Source organism: Microbacterium sp. CIAB417, from assembly GCF_022788845.1.
This window is the reverse complement of the sequence record NZ_JAHZUT010000005.1, coordinates 109,640-128,753: the sequence shown is the minus strand read 5'-3', so window position 1 is coordinate 128,753 and position 19,114 is coordinate 109,640. Positions and strand designations below refer to the sequence as shown.

The window sequence follows — 19,114 nt, the reverse complement described above, 5'->3', positions numbered from 1 at the left end:
CCCGGTCGCGGCGCTCCGCGCCGTGGCCGGGGCCGTGCCCGCTCACAGAGTCTCCCGGTAGTCCCGCCACGCGTCTCCGAGGCGGCGGATCCCCTCGGAGAGGACCTCGTCCGGCGCGGTGAACGGGATCCGGATGTGATCGTCAGGAGACGTTGACGCCGCGAACTCGGCGCTCCCCGCGACCGAGACGCCGTGCATGGCGGCGACGCGGGCGAACGCGTCGGCCGATCCGGACGGGATGGCGGCCCACAGCGACAGGCCGCCGCGCGGAGCCCGGAACGTCCACTCGGGCAGATGCTCGGCCATCAGTCTCAGCAGTAGGCGCAGACGCTCCTGGTGCGCGCGGGACACCTCGCGCTTCAGGTCCGAGGCGTGCGCGAGGAGATCGCCGGCCAGCAGCTGCGCCGGCACGCTCGTTGACTGGTCTGCGAGCTGACGGGCGCCGCGCAGTCGGCGGACCAGCACCGGATCCGCACGAAGCCATCCCACGCGCAGCCCCGCCCATGCCCACTTCGACACCGACTCGACGACGATCACCGGGGCATCCGGTCGTTCCGCCGCGAGCGAGGGCGGCACGACGCCGTCGAACGAGATGCCGGCGACCACCCGGTCCTCGACGACCGGCACGCCGTACCGGGCGGCGAGGTCGGCGACGCGCCGGCGTTCGGCGGGCGGCATCCGCGTTCCGGTCGGGTTGTGGTGGTGTGGATTCAGCGCGACCAGAGCGGGTCTCAGCCGGGCGATCGCCACTTCGAGGGCCTCGACGTCCAGACCGTCGTCGCCCATCGGGATGCCCTGCACGACGCCGCCGCGCAGGGCCACCGAGTCGGTCACTCCGGGCCAGGTGACCTCCTCGGCGAGGACCACGTCACCCGGACCCACGAGCGCGTTGACCACCAGGCTGATCGCCTGCTGGGCGCCGTGCGTCACGAGGATCTGCTCCGGTGAGGTCGGCGTCCCCTCGACGGTGAACATGTCCGCGATCTGCTCGCGCAGCATCGCCAGGCCCGCCGGATCCGTCTCCGGCAGCAGTGCGAACTCGAGGCGCGGCCGGTGGGTCCGGATGATCTCGACTCCGGTCTCGGGGATCTGCGGCACCGTGCGCAGCAGGTCGATCGCATTCGGCAGCGACGAGAACAGCGCCTCGCCCCGCCCCGCTCGCCCCGGTCGGGAGACGGGTGACCCCGAGATGCGCGTCCCGCTGCCCTGCCTCCTCTCCACGGCGCCGCGCTCCGCGAGCTCGGCGTAGGCGGCGACGACCGTGCCGCGCGACACAGAGATCACGGCAGCGAGCGTGCGCTCGGCCGGCAGCCGGTCCCCCGGTCGCAGTTCGCCGGTGTCGACGAGGGCGCGGATGCCGTGCGCCAGCCGTGCGGACAGCGTGCCGTCGCCCTGCGACCACCGCCCCAGGCGCGCGGCGAGCGCTGCGGAATCGACCGTGGCCGTCCGATGATCCACCAGCCGCTGATTGGCACTGTTCCCGATGCTCATATCCATGGATTCTGGTCCAATGAGTCTCCCGATCGTCGCTAATTCGCCAATTGCTGGGCCGATTTCCCAAGATTGGACCATCGAAGGACTATTGGATTGGTTCGGCGCCGACGATGCCCGCCTGAGCGACCCGACCGTGCGGCCGGCTCTGCGCGCCATCGAGGAGGCCCTCACCGGCAGTCGCTGGACGATCGAACTCGACGCCACACTGGAGGGATCGCGGATGACGCGCGAACCCGCGATCGTCAGCCTGGTGCGGTCGATCGCCGTGCAGGTGTCGCGGCATCCCGCGCTGCGCGCGCACACGGTCGGCGAGATCCTGGACGGGCGCGTTCCGGTCGCGGAAACCGTCGTTCCGGTCGTGGACACCCGCCTTCCGGTCGCGAAAACTGTCGGTCCAGCGCGGGTTCAGCGGCAGATTCCGCGACCTGAACGATGAGACAGGACCGCGGAGCGACGGATTCTGCGGCCTGAGCCCCCACGGGGTCGGGTGACGTACGGGGGCGCCGCATCGACCTCGGGAACTTGGGGTTTCGACTCGCTGCGCTCGCTCAACCTTGCCCCGGCCGACCTCAACGCGGCTGCGCCGCATTGACCTCGAGAACTTCGGGTTTCGACTCGCTGCGCTCGCTCAACCTTGCCCCGGCCGACCTCAACGCGGCTGCGCCGCATTGACCTCGGCCGCGGCAACATCCTCGGTCGTGGCGACGAGCTGCCCGCAGGCGCCGTCGATCTCCTTGCCACGGGTGTCGCGGAGGGTCGTCGGGATGCCCGCGTCGTTGAGCCGGCGCACGAACTCGTTCTGCACGTCGGGCTCGGACGAGGTCCAGATGGATCCCGGCGTCGGGTTCAGCGGGATGGGATTGACGTGCACCCACCCGCGTCCGCGGGCGTTGAGCTTGTCCGCGAGCAGGTCGGCGCGCCACGCATGGTCGTTCATGTCCTTGATGAGCGCGTACTCGATCGACACGCGGCGTCCTGTCTTGTCGAAGTACTCGCGCGCGGCATCCAGGGCCTCGTCGACCTTCCAGCGCGAGTTCACCGGGATGAGCTCGTCGCGCAGCTCGTCGTCCGGAGCGTGCAGCGACAGCGCGAAGGTCACCGGGATGTCCTCCGCGGCGAGCTTGCGGATCGCGGGCACGAGCCCGACCGTCGAGACGGTGATCCCGCGGGCGCTCATGCCGAGTCCTTCGGGCTGCGGCGCGACCATGGTGCGCACGGCGTGCATGACCCGGTTGTAGTTGGCCATCGGCTCGCCCATGCCCATGAAGACGATGTTGCTCACGCGCTCGAGGGAGTGGTCGTCGCGCTTCTTGCCGCCCAGCTCGCCGTTCGCGATGGCGCGGTTCGCGCGCACGACCTGCTCGATGATCTCGGCCGCCGACATGTTGCGGGTGAGCCCTGCCTGCCCGGTCGCGCAGAACGGGCAGTTCATGCCGCATCCGGCCTGGCTCGACACGCACAGCGTGATCCGGCCCGGATAGCGCATGAGCACCGACTCGACCAGAGCGCCGTCGTGCAGGCGCCACAGGAACTTGATGGTGTCCCCGCGATCGGTCTCGAGACGACGGACCTCGGTCATGAGCGGAGGCAGGAGCCCTCCGACGAGCTCGTCGCGGATGCCGGCGGGGAGATCGGTCATCTCGGCCGGATCGGACGTGTAATGGCGGAAGTAGTGCGTGGCCAGCTGCCTGGCGCGGAAGCCGGGGAGACCGAGTTCGGTGACCTTCTCGACGCGCTCGGCCGGCGTGAGGTCGGCGAGGTGCACGGGAGGCTTGCCGCGCTTGGGACTCGCGAACTGCAGGAGCGGCCGCCCCTCGGCATCCTTCTTCTGCGTCCACCCCTCGGTCGCGGGCCGCACCTGCGGCGTGCCGGATGCCGCAGCCGTCGGACGCGGGGCGCCGTGGCGGCGCGGGGCACGGGGGATGTCGGTCATGTCATCCAGGGTACGGCGTGACGCCTGGGAGACCGCGGGTCGAGCGTCCGTAGACTGACGGCGTGGAATGGATCTGGATTCTCCTCGTCGTCGTCGTCGTGATCGTGCTCTTCGCCGTTCTCGGGAAGTCGATGCGCCCGAAGGTCCCGACCCCGCCGACGACCGCTGCTCCTTCGAGCGGCCCTTCGACCGGTCCGGACGCCGCGACGACCGCCGAGATCGATCGCCTGATCGCCGAGGGGCAGACCATCCGCGCCATCAAGGTGCTGCGCGACGCTACCCCGGGGATGAGCCTGCAGGAGGCCAAGGACCGCGTCGAGCGCTGGACCGCACCCGCCACGACAGCCATCCCGATCGCGACGTCCGCGGGTTCCGACCTGCCGGCGGACGTCGTCTCGGAGGTCGACGCTCTCCTCGCCTCCGGTCGCACGATCGAGGCGGTCAAGCTGCTGCGCGAACGCACGGGGTGGGGGCTGAAGGAGTCCAAGGACCGCGTCGACTCCTGGACGCCCGGCCAAGGCTGACCTGTAATGACAGGCCTTCCGGGTGAGACAATGGATCCACATCCCCCGATGAAGGAGAACCATGACCGACCGCCTCGCCCGTGCCCGCGCCACCGGCGTCCTCGCCGTGCTCCGCGCCCCCTCGCCGGAGCTCGCCCTCGAGGCGTCCGAGGCGATCATCCGCGGCGGCGTCACGGGGATCGAGGTCACGTACTCCACGCCGGACGCGCCGGCCGTGATCCGTGAGCTCATCACGCGGCACGGCGACGCCGCGTACATCGGCGCCGGGACGGTCACGACGATCGATCAGGCTGCGGCGGCCGCGGACGCGGGCGCCGAGTTCCTCGTGAGCCCCGGCACCCTGCCGGACCTCACTCGTGCCATGCTCGACACCGGCCGCGTCGTCATGACCGGCGCCATGACCCCCACCGAGGTCATGGGTGCACTCGCCCTGGGCGTCGACGTGGTGAAGGTCTTCCCCGCCTCCCTCGGCGGCCCGTCGTACCTCGGCGCACTGCGTGGCCCGTTCCCGGACGCCCCGCTCATGCCCACAGGCGGCGTGAACCCGGACAACCTGTCGGACTGGTTCGCGGCGGGAGCGGTCGCGGTCGGCGCTGGCGGGGACCTGGCGAACGCCTCGTCGATCAAGAGCTCGGACTGGGCCGACATCACCGAGCGCGCCGAGCGCTTCACCGCGGCCCTCGCGGCCGTCCGCGCCTGAGCGCCGGCTATGACACGGACCGAGGACACGGCCCTGCTGGTCGCTGCGGCGCGCGGCGACGCCCCCGCCGTGCGCGCCGCGCTCGAAGCCGGCGCAGCCGTCGAGGCGCGCGGTGAAGGCGGCATGACGGCGCTCGTGCTGGCGACCAAGCGGAACCATGTCGAGGCGGCGCGCGCGCTCATCGACGCCGGCGCAGACGTCAACGCGAAGGACGACATCCAGGATTCCGCGTATCTGTACGCCGGGGCCCGCGGCCACGACGAGATCCTCGCCCTGACGCTCGCCAACGGCGCCGACCTCTCCAGCACCAACCGCTTCGGCGGCACGGCCCTGATCCCGGCGTGCGAACGCGGCCTGCTGTCGACGATCCGCATCCTGCTGGCGGCAGGCATCGACGTGGACCACGTCAACGATCTGGGCTGGACCGCCCTGCACGAGGCGATCGTCCTCGGCGACGGGTCCGCCACCTACGTCGAGGTCGTCCGCACGCTGCTCGCGGCCGGGGCGGACACGGCGATCCCCGACGGGCACGGCGTCTCGCCGCGCGCCCTCGCCGCCGAGCGCGGATTCGAGGCGATCGTCGCCGAGATCGACCGCGCCCGATGATCGATCTCGCTCCGCTGGCCTGGGCTCTGCTTGCGCTCGCGGCGCTGATCGCGGGACTGGGGAAGACGGCGATCCCCGGCAGCGCCACGGTGTCGGTCGTGCTGTTCGCCGCCGTCCTCCCGGCGCGCACCTCGACCGCCGCGATGCTGCTGCTGTTCATCGTCGGCGATGTGTTCGCCCTGATCGCGTACCGCAGGCACGCGCACTGGCCGACCCTGCTGCGGCTCGCGCCGGCGGTGGTGGCCGGCCTCGTGGTCGGTTTCCTGTTCCTCGCCTACGCGGACGACGCCATCGTGCGACGGGCGATCGGCATCATCCTGCTGCTCATGATCGCGGTCACGCTCTGGCGCCGCCATCGGGATTCCCGGCCCGCCGGTGGGATGCTGGTCGGCGCGTCGTACGGGACGCTGGCCGGCTTCACCACGATGGTCGCGAACGCGGGCGGACCGGTGATGTCCATGTACTTCCTGGCGACCCGCACGACGGTGCAGGTGTTCCTGGGCACCTCGGCGTGGTTCTTCGCGATCGTGAACCTGGTGAAGGTGCCGTTCCTCGCCGGAATCGGACTCTTCACACCCGAGGTGCTCGTGATGGATCTGCTGCTCGCACCCCTGGTCGTCGTCGGCGCGCTGGTGGGCCTCCGGCTCGCCAAGCGGATGCCGCAGCAGCTGTTCGATCGCCTCGTGATCGTCCTGACGATCGTCGGCGCCGTCTACCTGCTGTTCTGACCCGACCACCACCACCGCCGCCCCCCCCCGTTCTGCTACACCTTTCCGCGTCTGCGACAGGAAACAACAGGCGCAATAGTCGAAAGGTGTAGCAGAACCCGAGGGGAGGATGCCGGCGAAGGGGACCCGGTCAGTCGAGGAAGATGTCGGGGAAGAGCGCGCTGTCGGGAGTGCCGGGCACCGCCGCGTACCGGGAGAAGTCCGTCACCCCGTCGGCTTCCAGCACGTCCTCGACGATGAGGCTCTGACCGGTGCGCTCGCGCGCGGGCGTCGTCAGCACGGAGTACGCGGCATCCGCGTAGATGTCGGCGGTACGGCTCGCGGCCATGACCTTGTCGCCGCCCAGCAGGTTCTGCACGGCCGCGGTCGCGATGGTCGTGCGCGGCCAGAGCGTGTTCGCGGCGATGCCGTCCCCGGCGAACTCCGCCGCGAGCCCGAGCGTCACCATGGTCATGCCGAACTTCGCGAGCGAGTAACCGGTGTGCGCGCCGAGCCACTTCGGGGTCGGGTTCAGGGGCGGCGACAGCGACAGGATGTGGGGGTTCTCGGCCTCCCGCAGCTGCGGGATCGCGGCGCGCGACAGCATGAACGTGCCGCGGACGTTGACGTCCTGCATGAGGTCGTACTTCTTCGCGGAGAGATCGAGCGAACGGGACAGGTCGATCACGCTGGCGTTGTTGATGACGATGTCGACGCCGCCGAACTCTCCGACCGTCTTGAGCACGGCCTCGGTGATGTCGTCGTCCTCCCGCACGTCGCCGACGATCGGCAGGGCCTGACCTCCCGCCGCGCGGATCTGCTCGGCGGCGGTGTGGATCGTGCCCTCGAGCTTCGGATGCGGGGTGTCGGTCTTCGCGAGCATCGCGATGTTCGCCCCGTCCGCCGCAGCGCGCAGCGCGATCGCGAGGCCGATGCCGCGGCTGCCGCCCGACATCAGGATGGTCTTTCCTGCCAGAGTCATGTCTCTCCTCGCGTTCACTTCGGGGCCATGCGGATGGCGCCGTCCAGGCGGATGGTCTCGCCGTTCAGGTACCCGTTCTCGACGATGTGCGTCACGAGGCCGGCGTACTCGTCCGGCCGGCCCAGGCGAGCGGGGTAGGGCACCTGCTCGCCGAGCGACGCCTGGGCCGCTTCGGGCAGCCCCGCCAGCATCGGCGTCTCCATGATCCCGGGGGCGATCGTGCACACCCGGATGCCGTGACGGGCGAGCTCGCGGGCGACCGGCAGCGTCATGGCGTGCACACCGCCCTTGGAGGCGGCGTAGGCGGGCTGGCCGATCTGGCCGTCGAAGGCCGCCACGCTCGCCGTGTTCACGATGACGCCGCGGTCGCCGGACGCCGTCCGCTCCTGCCTCGCGATCACCGCCGACGCCTGCGAGAGCACGTTGTACGTGCCGACGAGGTTGATGCGGATGATCCGCTCGAAGTCCGCCAGCGCGTTCGGTTCGCCGTCGCGATCCAGCACCTTGGCCGGCGGAGCGATGCCGGCGCAGTTGACGAGGATGCGCAGCGGGGCCTCGGTGTCCGCCAGCGCGACGGCGGCCGCCGCATCCTCGGGGCTGGTGACGTCCCCCGGCGCGAAGGCGCCGCCCAGTTCGGCAGCCAGGGCCGCACCGGCCGAGCCGGGGAGGTCCAGCAGGGTGACGTGCGCCCCCGATGCCGCGAGAGCGCGGGCGGCGGCCAGGCCCAGACCGGAGGCGCCTCCGGTGACGAGGGCACCCGATCCCTGGATCTGCATGCTGTTCTCCTTCGAACGATCGTGCAACTCAGTTCCAGCTTACGCGGTTCCGAGTTCCAGACTGGCGTCCGCGAACGCGGCGGTGTTGGCTGGAGTCATGGAACTGCGTCGCAAGCGAGCCTACGACACCGCCGAACCCTCCGACGGGTTCCGCGTGCTCGTCGATCGGCTCTGGCCGCGCGGCGTCTCGAAGGAGCGCGCCGCGATCGATCTGTGGGACAAGGACACCGCTCCGAGCCCGGAGCTGCGCAAGGCGTGGCACGCCGCACCGGATGCCGAGTGGGCCGAGTACGCGGACCGCTACCGCGCCGAGCTCGCCGAGGAGAGCGCGCCGGCGCTGCGCGAGCTCGCGGACGTCGTGAAGCGGCATCCGGTCGTGACTCTCGTCTACGCCGCGCACGACACCGAGCACAATCACGCCGTCGTGCTCGATGAGGCGCTGCGCGAGCTGCTGTGACGATCCCCGCCGCCTCCATCGCCGTCCCCGGCCGCGTGCGCGCGCTCGCGCGCGGCGCCGCGCTGACGCCCGTGTGGGAGAACGGGATCGGCGGGCTCACCTTCCGCACGGACGACGACCGCTACATCAAGTGGGGTCCTCGGGACGCTGAGGCGAACATGCGCGACGAGGCCGAGCGGATGCGGTGGACGCGGCGCTGGATCCTGGTTCCCGAAGTGCTGGAGCAGGACCAGGATGCCGAGCACGAATGGCTCGTCACAGCCGCGATATCCGGCCGCAGCGCCGTGGACCCGCGCTGGATCGCCGAACCGGAAGCCGCGGTGCGCGCCGTCGGCCTCGGGCTGCGGCGGCTGCACGACGCCCTGCCCGTCGCCGAGTGCCCATGGGAGTGGAGCGTCGAGAGCCGATTCGAGAACGCCGCTCGCCGCGGCATCCGCATCCCCGAAGCGCTGCACGACGCACCGGAGATCGACCGGCTCGTCGTCTGTCACGGTGACGCGTGCATGCCGAACACGCTGGTCGGTGACGACGGGCGACCGCTCGCGCACGTCGACCTCGCCGCGCTCGGTGTCGGTGACCGGTGGGCGGACATCGCCGTCGCCTCGATGAGCACCGAATGGAACGTGGGTCCCGGGTGGGAGGACGCCCTCATCGCCGCCTACGGCGTCGAGCCGGACCGCGAACGGCTCGCCTACTACCGCGACCTGTGGAACGCGAGCTGAGTCAGCTCCACACGAAGCGGAAGCTGCCGACGGCGATCGCGGCGGCGATCGCCAGTGCCATGATCGCCAGCCCGCCCACGAGCGCCACGGCATCCCGACCGTGCAGGCGCGAGGGGCGCGCCCACGTGCGCGGGATGCCGGAGCCGAAGCCGCGCGCCTCCATCGCCATGGCGAGCTTGGTCCCGCGGCGCACCGCGAACACGAGCAGCACGAACGCCATCGAGAAGAACCGCCGCAGGGCCCCGGCGTCGCCGACGCCGCGCGCCCTCCGGGCGAGTGCCATCGTGCGCCAGTCGTCGAGGAAGAGTCCCAGCATGCGGGTCCCCGCCAGGATGCCGAGCACGAACCGGCTGGGCAGCCGGGCGACCTGCGAGAGCGCGTCGGCGAGCTCGGTCGGGTCCGTGCGACCGAAGAGCAGGATGGTCGGAAGGCCGAGCGCCAGCACGCGCAGGCTCACGGCGACCGCCAGCGCGATCGAGTCGTCGCTGATGGTCGCGAATCCGAAAGTCCAGTAGACGCGGCCTGCGGGTTCGGCGTACAGCAGCATACTGACCCCGGCGATCGGAGCGAAGATCGCGATGGGCAGCAGGCGCCGGAGGACGGTGCCGAGGCTCAGACCGGTCAGCGGCAGGCACAGCAGCTGCAGGGCGATCGCCACGAGCGCGCTGGTCACGTCGATCGAGGCGAACAGCGGCACCGACAGCACGAGGGCGAGGAGGAGCTTCGTCACCGGGTTCACTCCGTCCAGCCAGAGGGACTCCCGGGTCTCTGCGCGGAGCGCGTGCAGTGTGCCGGTCATGCGGCCACCCGCCTCTCCAGCTCGATGCGGTGCCCGCCGAGATGCTGTGTCACACCCTCGTCGTGCGTGACGGCGATGATCGAGCGCCCGCGGGCGATCTCCTCCTGCAGCAGGGACACGAGGGATATCCATCCCTTCCGGTCCTGCCCGAAGGTCGGCTCATCCAGGACGATGACCGCCGGGGATGCCGCGAGCACCGTCGCGACGGACAGCCGGCGCTTCTGGCCGCCGGACAGCGTGAACGGGTTCGCCAGGGCGAGGGGCGCGAGGTCCAGTCGTTCGAGCAGTGCGTCGACGACGGCGTCCGTCCGCGCGCGATCCCAGCCCAGCGCCTTCGGGCCCACCGCCAGCTCGTCCCGCAGGGTCTGCGTGAGGAACTGATGCTCAGGCTCCTGGAAGACGGTGCCGATGCGGGTGAGGAGCTCGCGGGAGGACCACCGGAAGGGTCGCCGCCCGCGACGTCCTGCCAGATCCTCCGCGGCGAGCACTTCGCCGTCCCGCTCGGGGATGAGTCCGGCGAGGGTGAGGGCGAGAGTGGACTTGCCCGCACCGTTCGCCCCCGTGACGACGGTCGCGGCTCCCCGAGGAACGCGCACGTCCAGCCCGCTCTGGACGGGGCTGCGCGCGTCCCGCGCGATCGTGAGCTCGGACGCCGACAGCACGGCGTCGCCGGTGGCGTCCGGCAGGGCGGGCAGCTCGATCCCGGCATCCGGCACCCACACGCCCGCGTCGGCGAGCGCCGGGCCGTGCTCGGCGAAGACGCGGGCGGGGGCGCCGTCGGCCAGCAGCCCGCCGTCGGCGGCGAGGACGATCACGCGTGTCATGAGGTCGACCCAGACCGGCGTGCGATGCTCGACGACGACGAGGGTGGCGCCGGTCTCGTCCACGGCCCGCTCGACGCTCGCTCGCACCTCCTGCACGCCGACGGGATCCAGATTGGCGGTCGGCTCGTCCAGCAGCAGGAGGCCGGGGCGCATGGCGAGAGCACCGGCGAGGACCAGGCGCTGCTTCTGTCCGCCCGAGAGCGCCTTGGTCGGACGGCCGAGCGGCACATCGAGACCGGCGGCGGCGAGCGCCTCCGACACGCGCCCGGGGATCTCGGATGCCGGAACGCCGAGGTTCTCGCAGCCGAAGGCGACGTCGTCGGCCACGGTGGACAGCACGATCCCGGCATCCGGATCCTGCAGGACCAGACCGGTTCGACCGCGCGAGGACTCCGGCGCGGCGCCGTCGATCAGCAGGGTCCCGGTGCGCACACCCTCATCCGCGTCGCCGAGGACGCCGGCGATCCCGGCCAGCAGCGTCGACTTGCCCGCCCCGGACGCGCCGAGCAGCAGCACGCGCTCCCCCGGCTCGATCGTGAAGGAGACGTCGCTCACGGCCGGAAGCCTGCGGCCGGCGTATCGCCATCCCCAGCCCGTGGCCTGCACCCGAGCCGGCCGGGCGGCACTCATCCCGCCCTCAGACTTCGCGGACGAGCTCTCGCCCGGCCGCGAAGCGGTTCAGTGCACCGGTCACGGCCAGAGCGCGCACGAGCAGCCAACCGACGATGCCGGCCAGGATCGCGCCCGAGATCACGACGGTGGTGAGGTAGATGGTGTTGAACTCGAGCGACTTCAGGATGTTCGGCGAGCTGCCGTAGAAGAGCTCGAAGATCCAGGCCGCGGCCCCCGCGCCCGCCCCGGCGAGCATGGCGACGACGATGCCGAAGCGACGGTAGAGGAACAGCGCGAAGACGAGCTCGGCACCCAGGCCCTGCACCAGGCCGGAGAGCACGGTTGAGACGCCCCACACGTTGCCGATCATCATCGAGACGATGGCCGCGACGAGCTCGACGACGAGGGCCGCTCCGGGCTTGCGGATGACGAGCCCGCCGACGACGCCGCCGAGCAGCCAGATGCCCACGGCGATCCCGCCGAGACCGGGGGTGAGCGCGTCGGCGGCGCCGAACCAGGCGTAGCCGATCGTGTTCCAGCCCCAGAACACCAGGCCGAGCGCGACCCCCAGGACGGCGGCGACGACGATGTCGACGACGCGCCAGCGCCAGGGATGCGCACCGGCGGATGCTGCGGCGGATGCGCTGGACGCTTCGTTCGAAGCGGATGCGGGCGTGGACGTACTCATCTGTTCTCCTCCCTGCGCCGGCATGATCCGGATCAGGTTCGACGGTCGAAGCGCGGATCGCTTCCTCTCAGCCCGGCTCGCCGGACTCCCGTGGGTTGTGAGCACGATCTTACTCCGATGCCAATACGGGGGAGTCACATGCGGATTCGGTAGCGTATGCGGGTGACCCTCGACGAGCAGACCGACGGCGGCGGCGCCCTGACGCGCCGGGAGCGTCGTCGGCGCATGATCGTGGACGGGGCGGCGACCGGTTCGAGCGGCGCATCCGCGGAACCCGAAGCCGCGTCCGAGCAGGCTGCGGGCGATGCCGCGGACGTCGGGTCCGACGCTGTTCCGGATCCCGAGACCGCGGTCCTGACGGATGCCGACGCTGCAGTCCTGACGGATCCCGAGACCGCAGTCCTGACCGATGACGACGCCGCGACCGATGCGACGTCGGATGCCGCGACCGCCGCGGCGCCCGCTGGCGATGTCCGGGTCCTGTCCGAGGCCGGCAGTGACGTCACGGCGGATGCGGAGACCGCGATCGCGTCGGATGCGGCGCCCCGCACCGGCATCGAGGTCCCGATCGACGTGACGCAGGATTCCGACGCCGCGACCAGCGAGGCACCCGCGACTGCCATCGTGTCCGATCCCGAGACCGGCGAGACACCCGCGACCGTGATCGTCTCCGACGCGGAGGTCGGCGGCGCGGCCGAGACCGGCACGGACGCCCGCGACGACGACACCGCGGAGGTCGCCGCTCTCCTGGCCGCGGACACCGCGATGGAGCGTCCCGCCGCCTGGGCGGACGAGAACTCTCCCGCGACCGCGCTGCTCTGGGTCGATCCGCTCGCGGTGGCCGCGGCGAGCGGGGCCGCTGCGATCGACACGTCGACCGACCGCGACGACGGGCCCGACCTCCTGGTGGGCGCCCCGCGGCGCGGCATCCTGCGCCCGGGCATTCTGGTTCCGCTGGGGACCCTGGTCGCGCTCGCCGTCGCCTATTCCGCCACGGCGCTGCTGTGGCCGCTTCATGAGCTCCCGCCGACGGTCGAGGCCGTCGCGGTGGAACCGGTCGCGGCCGAGGCCGCCGCGGTGACCTGGCCCGCCGACGGCAGTGCCGCGATCAGCGTGGACGGCATCGGGACGGCGTCGTCCACCGGAGATCGGGCACCGATCGCGAGCGTGACGAAGGTCGTCTCGGTCATGCTGGTGCTGGAGGAGCGACCGCTGAAGCCGGGCGAGCAGGGGCCGGAGTACGCGTTCGACTACGGAGACACGCTCGACTACTGGTCGTACCGCCGCGACGACCAGTCCGCGCTGGACGTTCCGGTCGACGGGACGCTCACGGAGTACCAGATGCTGCAGGGCGTTCTGCTCGGGTCGGCGAACAACTACATCGACCGGCTCTCGGACGAGATCTGGGGATCGGACAGCGCCTTCGCCGACGCCGCCGAGCAGTGGCTCGCCGCGCGGGGGCTCAGCGACATCACGATCGTGACGCCGTCCGGCCGCAACGAGGGGAACGTCGCCTCCCCCGCATCACTGACGAAGCTGGCGTCGATCGCCATGGCGAATCCGGTGTTCGCGGAGATCGTCGGAACGGCCTCGGTGGAGCTCCCCGGCGCGGGTCTCGTGACGAACTCGAACGGGCTTCTCGGAGAGCCGGGATTCGTCGGCGTGAAGACCGGATCGCTGGACGGGGACTACAACCTGCTCAGCGGCAAGGACGTCACAGTCGGCGACACCACGGTGCGCCTGTACGCCTCGGTGCTCGGTCAGGACGGCGACGACGAGCGTCTGGAGGCGAGCCGGGCGCTGTACGCGCAGGTGGAGGCGGCGCTGCAGGCGCAGGGCCCCGCTGTCGCCGCCGAGACCGTCGTCGGCGAGGTGAGCACCCCGTGGGGAGCGAGTGCGGACGTCGTGACGGATGCCGACGCGGCCGTCGTGCTGTGGAACTCGGCCGCGCCGACCGCCGAGGTCGTGTTCGACCTCGGCGATGCCACCGAGGCGGATGACGCAGTCGGCACCCTGACGGTCACGGGACCGCTGGACTCGGTCGAGGTGCCGGTCGTCCTCGCCGAGGAGATCGAGCCGCCGAGCGCGTGGTGGCGGCTCACGCACCCGTTCGAGCTGTTCGGCATCACCGACTGATCGCCTTACGCGAAGAGGCCGCCACCCCTCCGGGTGGCGGCCTCTTCGGACTGCGGTCAGGCCTGTTCGGACTCGGATTCGACGGGCTCGCCCTCCGCGGCATCCTCCGCCTCGCCGGTGACGACCACGGGAGTGGACGCGGTCATCGCCTCCTCGGCGTCGATGTCGGTCGCGGCCTGCTCGAACTGCGACTGGTACAGCCGCCAGTACGCGCCCTGCGCCGCGATGAGCTCGTCGTGCGTGCCCTTCTCGACGATGTCGCCGTGCTCCATCACGAGGATGAGGTCGGCATCGCGGATCGTCGACAGGCGGTGCGCGATCACGAACGAGGTCCGGCCCTGGCGGAGGGCCGCCATCGCGTGCTGCAGCAGCAGCTCGGTACGGGTGTCGACCGCGCTCGTCGCCTCGTCCAGGATGAGGATCGACGGCTGCGACACGAACGCCCTGGCGATGGTGATCAGCTGGCGCTCACCGGCCGACACGTTCGAGGCGTCCTCGTCGAGGACCGTCTCGTAACCGTCCGGCAGCGCGTGCACGAAGCGGTCCACGTAGGTGGCCTTCGCCGCCGCCAGCACTTCCTCGTCCGTCGCCGTCGCCCGGCCGTACCGGATGTTCTCCAGGATCGACCCGGCGAACAGCCACGGATCCTGCAGCACCATGCCGGTGCGCGAACGCAGATCGGAACGGGTGAGGTGCGCGATGTCCTGTCCGTCCAGCAGGATGCGTCCCGAGTTCAGCTCGTAGAAGCGCATGATGAGGTTGACGAGGGTCGTCTTTCCCGCACCGGTCGGTCCGACGATCGCGACGGTCTGCCCCGGCTCCACCCGGAAGGACAGGTCGGTGATCAGCGGTCGCTCCGGCGTGTACGAGAACGAGACGTTCTCGAACTCGATGACGCCCTTGCCGTCCGCGATCTTCGCCGCGTCGTCGCCGTCCGGGTCCTGCTCGTCGGCGTCCAGGAAGTCGAACACCCGCTCCGCCGACGCCGTGCCGGACTGCACGACCGCCGCCATGCCGCCCAGCTCGCTCAGCGGCTGCGTGAACTGTTGCGAGTACTGGATGAACGCCTGCACGTCGCCGAGCCGCAGCTGTCCGCTGGCCACCATGAGCCCGCCGAGCACCGCGATGCCGACGTAGGTGAGGCTTCCGACGAAGGTCATGGCCGGCATGATGATGCCCGACAGGAACTGTGCCTTGAACGCCGCCCGGTAGAGCTCCTCGTTCTCGACCTGGAACTTGTCCAGCGCATCCTGCTCACGGCCGAAGACCTTGACCAGGGCGTGACCCGAGAAGGCCTCCTCGACGCGGGCGTTGAGTCGGCCGACCTTGCGCCACTGCGTCCCGAACGCCCGCTGCGAGTGCGGACCGATGACGCCGAAGATGACACCCATGAGCGGCAGGGCGACCAGCGCCACCAGCGCGAGCTGCCACGAGATCGAGAACATCATCCACAGCACGCCGATGACCGTGAGGATCGACGTCAGCGCGCCCGAGAGCGACTGCTGCATCGTCTGCGTGATGTTGTCGATGTCGTTCGTGACCCGCGAGATCAGCTCACCGCGCTGCACCTTGTCGAAGTACGACAGCGGCAGGCGGTTGATCTTCGCCTCGACGTCCTCTCGCAGGCGCCACATCGTGCGCACCATGATGACGTTGATGACGTAGCCCTGGATCCAGGTCAGCAGCGCCGCGCCGACGTAGATCGCCAGCACCGCGATGATGATCCAGCGCAGGCGCTCGAAGTCGATGCCCGCACCGACCTCGAAGTCGCTGAACGCGGCCACCATGTTGGCGAAGTCGTCCTGACCCTGCGCGCGGAGCATCTCGACGATCTGCTCCTGCGACGTGCCGGCCGGGACGCCCGCATCGCCGAGGGTCTTCGAGATGAAGCCCTCGTAGATGATGTTGGTCGCCTCGCCGAGCACCTTCGGGGCCGCGACGGTGAGGACGACGCCGATCGCGCCGAGGATCGACACGAAGACGAACCACAGGGCGGACGGCTTGAGCAGGCCGATCATGCGGCCGAAGCTCTTGCCGAAGTTGTCGGCCTTCCCGGGTGCGACGGCGTCCCAGTCGCCGGAGTTCTGGCGCGCCTGTTCGGCGAGCTCGGCCTCGTACTGCTCGTCGGCGGTCAGCTGTTCGGGCGTGCTCATGCGTCCACCCCCAGCTGCGACTCGACGATCTCGCGGTAGGTGTCGTTCGACGCGAGGAGCTCCTCGTGCGTTCCGACGCCGACCATGGTGCCGCCGTCGAGGACGACGATGCGATCCGCGTCCGTGATCGTGGACACGCGCTGTGCGACGACGATCTTGGTCACCTCCGGCAGTTCTCTCCACAGTGCTTGTCTGAGTCGTGCATCCGTCGTCAGGTCCAGCGCCGAGAACGAGTCGTCGAACACCAGGACCTTGGGCTGGTGCACGATGGCCCGCGCGATCGCGAGACGCTGGCGCTGTCCGCCGGACACGTTGGTGCCGCCCTGCGCGATGCGCGAGTTCAGCCCGTCGGGCATCTCCTCGACGAAGTCGCGTCCCTGAGCGATCTCGAGAGCCTTCCAGAGCTCCTCGTCGGTGGCCTCCTCGCGGCCGTAGCGCAGGTTGGAGGCCACGGTTCCCGTGAACAGGAACGGACGCTGCGGAACGAGCCCGATGCTGTCCCAGAGCTTCTCGACGTCCGCGTCGCGCACGTCGGTCCCGCCCACGCGGACGACGCCTCCCGTGACGTCGAAGAGTCGCGGGATGAGCGACACCAGCGTGGTCTTGCCCGATCCGGTCGACCCGACGATCGCGACGGTCTCGCCCGGCTCGGCGCGGAAGTCGATGCCGGTGAGCACTGGCGCTTCGGCGCCGGGGTAGGTGAACTCGACGTCGTGGAAGGACACCGTGCCCGGGGTCGGGAACTCGGTCACGCCGTTCTCGGGACGCACCATGGTGGACTCGACGTCCAGCACCTCTCCGACGCGCTCGGCCGAGACGGCGGCGCGCGGGATCATGATCGCCATGAAGCTGGCCATGATGACACCGCCCATGATCTGACCGATGTACTGCATGAAGGCGAACAGCGTGCCGACCTCGACGGTTCCGTTGTTGATCTCGATGCCGCCGAACCAGATCACGGCGACGACCGTGACGTTGAGGATCAGCATGAACAGCGGGAACAGCAGCACGAAGAGCGATCCGATCTTGCGACCGAGGATCATGATGTCCGTGTTGGCCTCGCGGAACCGCTCCTCCTCGATGCCCTCGCGGACGAACGCGCGCACGACGCGGACGCCGGTGAGCTGCTCGCGCATGATGCGGTTGACGTTGTCGAGCTTGGCCTGGTTGCGCCGGAACAGCGGGACCATGCGGCCGATGATCAGTGCGGCCAGGATCAGCAGCACCGGAACCGAGACGGCGATCAGCCAGCTCAGCCCGACGTCCTGCTGCACGGCCATGATGATGCCGCCGATCGCGAGCAGGGGCGCCGTGACGAACATCGTCGCCCCCATCATCGCCAGCATCTGCACCTGCTGCACGTCGTTCGTGTTGCGGGTGATGAGGGAGCCGGCACCGAACTGCGAGACCTCGCGCTCGGAGAAGCTGCTCACCCGGGAGAAGACGTCCGCACGGATGTCGCGGCCGAGGCTCATGGCCGCGCGCGCCGCGAAGAACGTCGCGATGATGGAGGCCAGGATCTGGCCCAGCGACACCGCGAGCATGAACGCCCCGGTGCTCCAGATGTAACCGGTGTCGGCCTGCGCGACACCCTTGTCGATGATGTCCGCGTTCAGGCGCGGGAGATACAGCGTGGCGAGCGCGCTGACGAACTGGAAGACGAGGACGCCGACCAGCAGCGGCCAGTATTTCGAGAGATAGCGGAACAGGAGTTTTCCGAGCATGGAGGATTCCTTCTGAGCAACGGCCGGATTCGGCCATCAGATAGAGTGCCACGCCCCGCGGACATTGCCTATGCCCGATCCCGAATATCCGCTCAGGGCGAACGATCGGCTGATCGGGGGCGATATCTGCACCGGATGCAGATAAGGGCGGCCTCAGTCGAAGAGGGCCCGCGGCGGGACGAACGAGCGCGCGCCGGCCGCGGCATCCGGAGCCAGCTCCGCGATCGTCGCCGGCTGCCAGCGAGGGCTGCGGTCCTTGTCGACCAGCTGCGCGCGGATGCCCTCGACGAGATCGGGATGGTGGTGCACGAACCACAGCACGCGGCGGTATTCCCCGGTCAGCGCGGCGCGCAGGTCGCCCTCGCGCGCCTCGCGCACGGCCTCGAGCGTCACGGCGAGCCCGGTGGGCGCGAGCTCGGCGAGCAGGTCGGCGGTCTCGGATGCCGCGGGCTCGGACCGCTCGGCGAGCCGGCGCAGGATCTCGCCGACCGAGTCGGCGGAGAACACCTCGTCGATCCACGCGCGCTCCTCGCGGAGCGCGGACGGCTCGGGGGTCTCGTCGAAAAGCAGGACGAGCTCGGCGGGACCGGTCGGATCCGCCCGGTACGCCAGCGCCTCGCGCAGCGCATCGAGGTTCTCGGAGGGCACGTAGTGATCCGCGAGGCCGGCGTACACGGCATCCGCCCCGTCCAGGGTGCGCCCGGTGAGCGCGAGGTACTCGCCCAGCCTGCCCGGTGCGCGCCCCAGCAGGTAGGTGCCGCCGACGTCGGGCGTGAAGCCGATCCGGGTCTCGGGCATCGCCAGCAGGGAGCGCTCCGTGACGATGCGGATCGCCGCGTGTCCGGCGAGACCGATCCCGCCGCCCATCGTGATGCCGTCGGCGAAGGCCACCAGCGGCTTCGGGTACTCGGCGATCAGTGCGTTCATCGCGTACTCGGCGCGGAAGAACTCCGCCGTCTGCTCGGGACGTCCCGCGCGGATCTGGTCGTACAGGGCACGCACGTCCCCGCCGGCGCAGAGTCCGCGGCCCTCGCCGTCCAGCAGGACGATCTGCACGTCGGTGTCCGTCTTCCAGGCTTCGAGCGCCCGGGTGATGTCGCGGATCATCCCGAGATCGAGGGCGTTGATCGCCTCCGGACGGTTCAGGGTGATCCGCCCGAGCGCCCCTTCGGTGCGGACGAGGACTCGGGATGCTGCGGGCTGATCGGTCACGCAGGCCACGTTACCCGCTGACGCCTTCGGCCCAGATAATGCACGATTTTCCGCGATTTCCGACA

18 protein-coding genes and 1 riboswitch are annotated in these 19,114 nt (G+C 70.4%); of the genes, 8 read left to right on the top strand and 10 right to left on the bottom strand.

The features are described from left to right. Positions 1-42: 42 nt before the first annotated feature. Complete coding sequence (locus KYX17_RS21480; protein ID WP_243229440.1) at positions 43-1,491, bottom strand: PLP-dependent aminotransferase family protein; 1,449 nt, start codon at positions 1,489-1,491, stop codon at positions 43-45. A 19-nt stretch (positions 1,492-1,510) separates the two neighbouring features. Between KYX17_RS21480 and KYX17_RS21475 the strand changes: the two genes are divergently transcribed. Continuing rightward, the gene (locus KYX17_RS21475; protein ID WP_243229438.1) at positions 1,511-1,930 is read left to right on the top strand and encodes a hypothetical protein; all 420 of its coding nucleotides are present in this window, start codon (positions 1,511-1,513) and stop codon (positions 1,928-1,930) included. Positions 1,931-2,143: 213 nt separating this feature from the next. Here the strand turns inward: KYX17_RS21475 and rlmN are convergent, their stop codons facing one another. Next, entirely contained in the window at positions 2,144-3,427 is a 1,284-nt protein-coding gene (rlmN, locus tag KYX17_RS21470; RefSeq protein WP_243229437.1) for a 23S rRNA (adenine(2503)-C(2))-methyltransferase RlmN, read from the bottom strand. Positions 3,428-3,489: 62 nt separating this feature from the next. Between rlmN and KYX17_RS21465 the strand changes: the two genes are divergently transcribed. From KYX17_RS21465 to KYX17_RS21450, 4 genes are all read left to right on the top strand, one after another. Then, positions 3,490-3,951, top strand: a complete 462-nt coding sequence (locus KYX17_RS21465; protein ID WP_243229435.1) for a hypothetical protein — start codon at positions 3,490-3,492, stop codon at positions 3,949-3,951. Positions 3,952-4,012: 61 nt separating this feature from the next. Beyond that, on the top strand, positions 4,013-4,651 hold the full coding sequence (locus KYX17_RS21460; RefSeq protein WP_243229433.1) for a bifunctional 4-hydroxy-2-oxoglutarate aldolase/2-dehydro-3-deoxy-phosphogluconate aldolase: 639 nt from the start codon (positions 4,013-4,015) through the stop codon (positions 4,649-4,651). Between the two features lie 9 nt (positions 4,652-4,660). After that, positions 4,661-5,257: an ankyrin repeat domain-containing protein gene (locus KYX17_RS21455; protein ID WP_243229432.1), complete on the top strand. Its 597-nt coding sequence runs from the start codon at positions 4,661-4,663 to the stop codon at positions 5,255-5,257. After that, entirely contained in the window at positions 5,254-5,985 is a 732-nt protein-coding gene (locus KYX17_RS21450; RefSeq protein ID WP_243229430.1) for a sulfite exporter TauE/SafE family protein, read from the top strand. The genes KYX17_RS21455 and KYX17_RS21450 overlap by 4 nt, the downstream gene beginning before the upstream one ends. 130 nt (positions 5,986-6,115) lie before the next feature. Here KYX17_RS21450 and KYX17_RS21445 read toward each other — a convergent pair whose 3' ends face one another. Together KYX17_RS21445 and KYX17_RS21440 are read right to left on the bottom strand one after the other, a co-directional pair. Next, positions 6,116-6,946: an NAD(P)-dependent oxidoreductase gene (locus tag KYX17_RS21445; protein ID WP_243229428.1), complete on the bottom strand. Its 831-nt coding sequence runs from the start codon at positions 6,944-6,946 to the stop codon at positions 6,116-6,118. 14 nt (positions 6,947-6,960) lie between these two features. Continuing rightward, positions 6,961-7,722 carry an SDR family NAD(P)-dependent oxidoreductase gene (locus KYX17_RS21440; protein ID WP_243229427.1) on the bottom strand — a complete coding sequence of 254 codons (762 nt, stop codon included), beginning with the start codon at positions 7,720-7,722 and terminating at the stop codon, positions 6,961-6,963. 97 nt (positions 7,723-7,819) lie between these two features. On the opposite strand from KYX17_RS21440, the gene KYX17_RS21435 reads away from it, so the two are divergent. Both KYX17_RS21435 and KYX17_RS21430 read left to right on the top strand, forming a co-directional pair. Continuing rightward, positions 7,820-8,179 carry a DUF488 domain-containing protein gene (locus KYX17_RS21435; RefSeq protein ID WP_243229425.1) on the top strand — a complete coding sequence of 120 codons (360 nt, stop codon included), beginning with the start codon at positions 7,820-7,822 and terminating at the stop codon, positions 8,177-8,179. Continuing rightward, a complete protein-coding gene (locus tag KYX17_RS21430) occupies positions 8,176-8,901 on the top strand; it encodes an aminoglycoside 3'-phosphotransferase (RefSeq protein ID WP_243229423.1) in 726 nt (241 codons plus the stop codon). The genes KYX17_RS21435 and KYX17_RS21430 overlap by 4 nt, the downstream gene beginning before the upstream one ends. Position 8,902: 1 nt before the next feature. Here KYX17_RS21430 and KYX17_RS21425 read toward each other — a convergent pair whose 3' ends face one another. The 3 genes from KYX17_RS21425 to KYX17_RS21415 form a co-directional block, all read right to left on the bottom strand. Further along, positions 8,903-9,700 (bottom strand): energy-coupling factor transporter transmembrane protein EcfT, encoded by a 798-nt coding sequence (locus KYX17_RS21425; protein ID WP_243229421.1) that lies wholly within the window; start codon positions 9,698-9,700, stop codon positions 8,903-8,905. After that, a complete protein-coding gene (locus tag KYX17_RS21420; RefSeq protein ID WP_243229420.1) occupies positions 9,697-11,154 on the bottom strand; it encodes an ABC transporter ATP-binding protein in 1,458 nt (485 codons plus the stop codon). The genes KYX17_RS21425 and KYX17_RS21420 overlap by 4 nt, the downstream gene beginning before the upstream one ends. Before the next feature lie 7 nt (positions 11,155-11,161). Continuing rightward, entirely contained in the window at positions 11,162-11,824 is a 663-nt protein-coding gene (locus KYX17_RS21415) for an ECF transporter S component (RefSeq protein WP_243229418.1), read from the bottom strand. After that, positions 11,817-11,926: riboswitch (TPP riboswitch) on the bottom strand. (Overlaps the previous gene by 8 nt.) A 60-nt stretch (positions 11,927-11,986) precedes the next feature. Between KYX17_RS21415 and KYX17_RS31875 the strand changes: the two genes are divergently transcribed. Beyond that, positions 11,987-13,960: a D-alanyl-D-alanine carboxypeptidase family protein gene (locus KYX17_RS31875; RefSeq protein WP_243229416.1), complete on the top strand. Its 1,974-nt coding sequence runs from the start codon at positions 11,987-11,989 to the stop codon at positions 13,958-13,960. A gap of 56 nt (positions 13,961-14,016) precedes the next feature. Here KYX17_RS31875 and KYX17_RS21405 read toward each other — a convergent pair whose 3' ends face one another. The 3 genes from KYX17_RS21405 to KYX17_RS21395 form a co-directional block, all read right to left on the bottom strand. Continuing rightward, a complete protein-coding gene (locus KYX17_RS21405) occupies positions 14,017-16,113 on the bottom strand; it encodes an ABC transporter ATP-binding protein (protein ID WP_243229414.1) in 2,097 nt (698 codons plus the stop codon). Then, a complete protein-coding gene (locus KYX17_RS21400; RefSeq protein ID WP_243229412.1) occupies positions 16,110-17,837 on the bottom strand; it encodes an ABC transporter ATP-binding protein in 1,728 nt (575 codons plus the stop codon). The genes KYX17_RS21405 and KYX17_RS21400 overlap by 4 nt, the downstream gene beginning before the upstream one ends. A gap of 153 nt (positions 17,838-17,990) precedes the next feature. Further along, positions 17,991-19,049, bottom strand: coding sequence for an enoyl-CoA hydratase/isomerase family protein (locus tag KYX17_RS21395; RefSeq protein ID WP_243229410.1), 1,059 nt, complete (start codon positions 19,047-19,049; stop codon positions 17,991-17,993). Positions 19,050-19,114 lie beyond the last annotated feature (65 nt).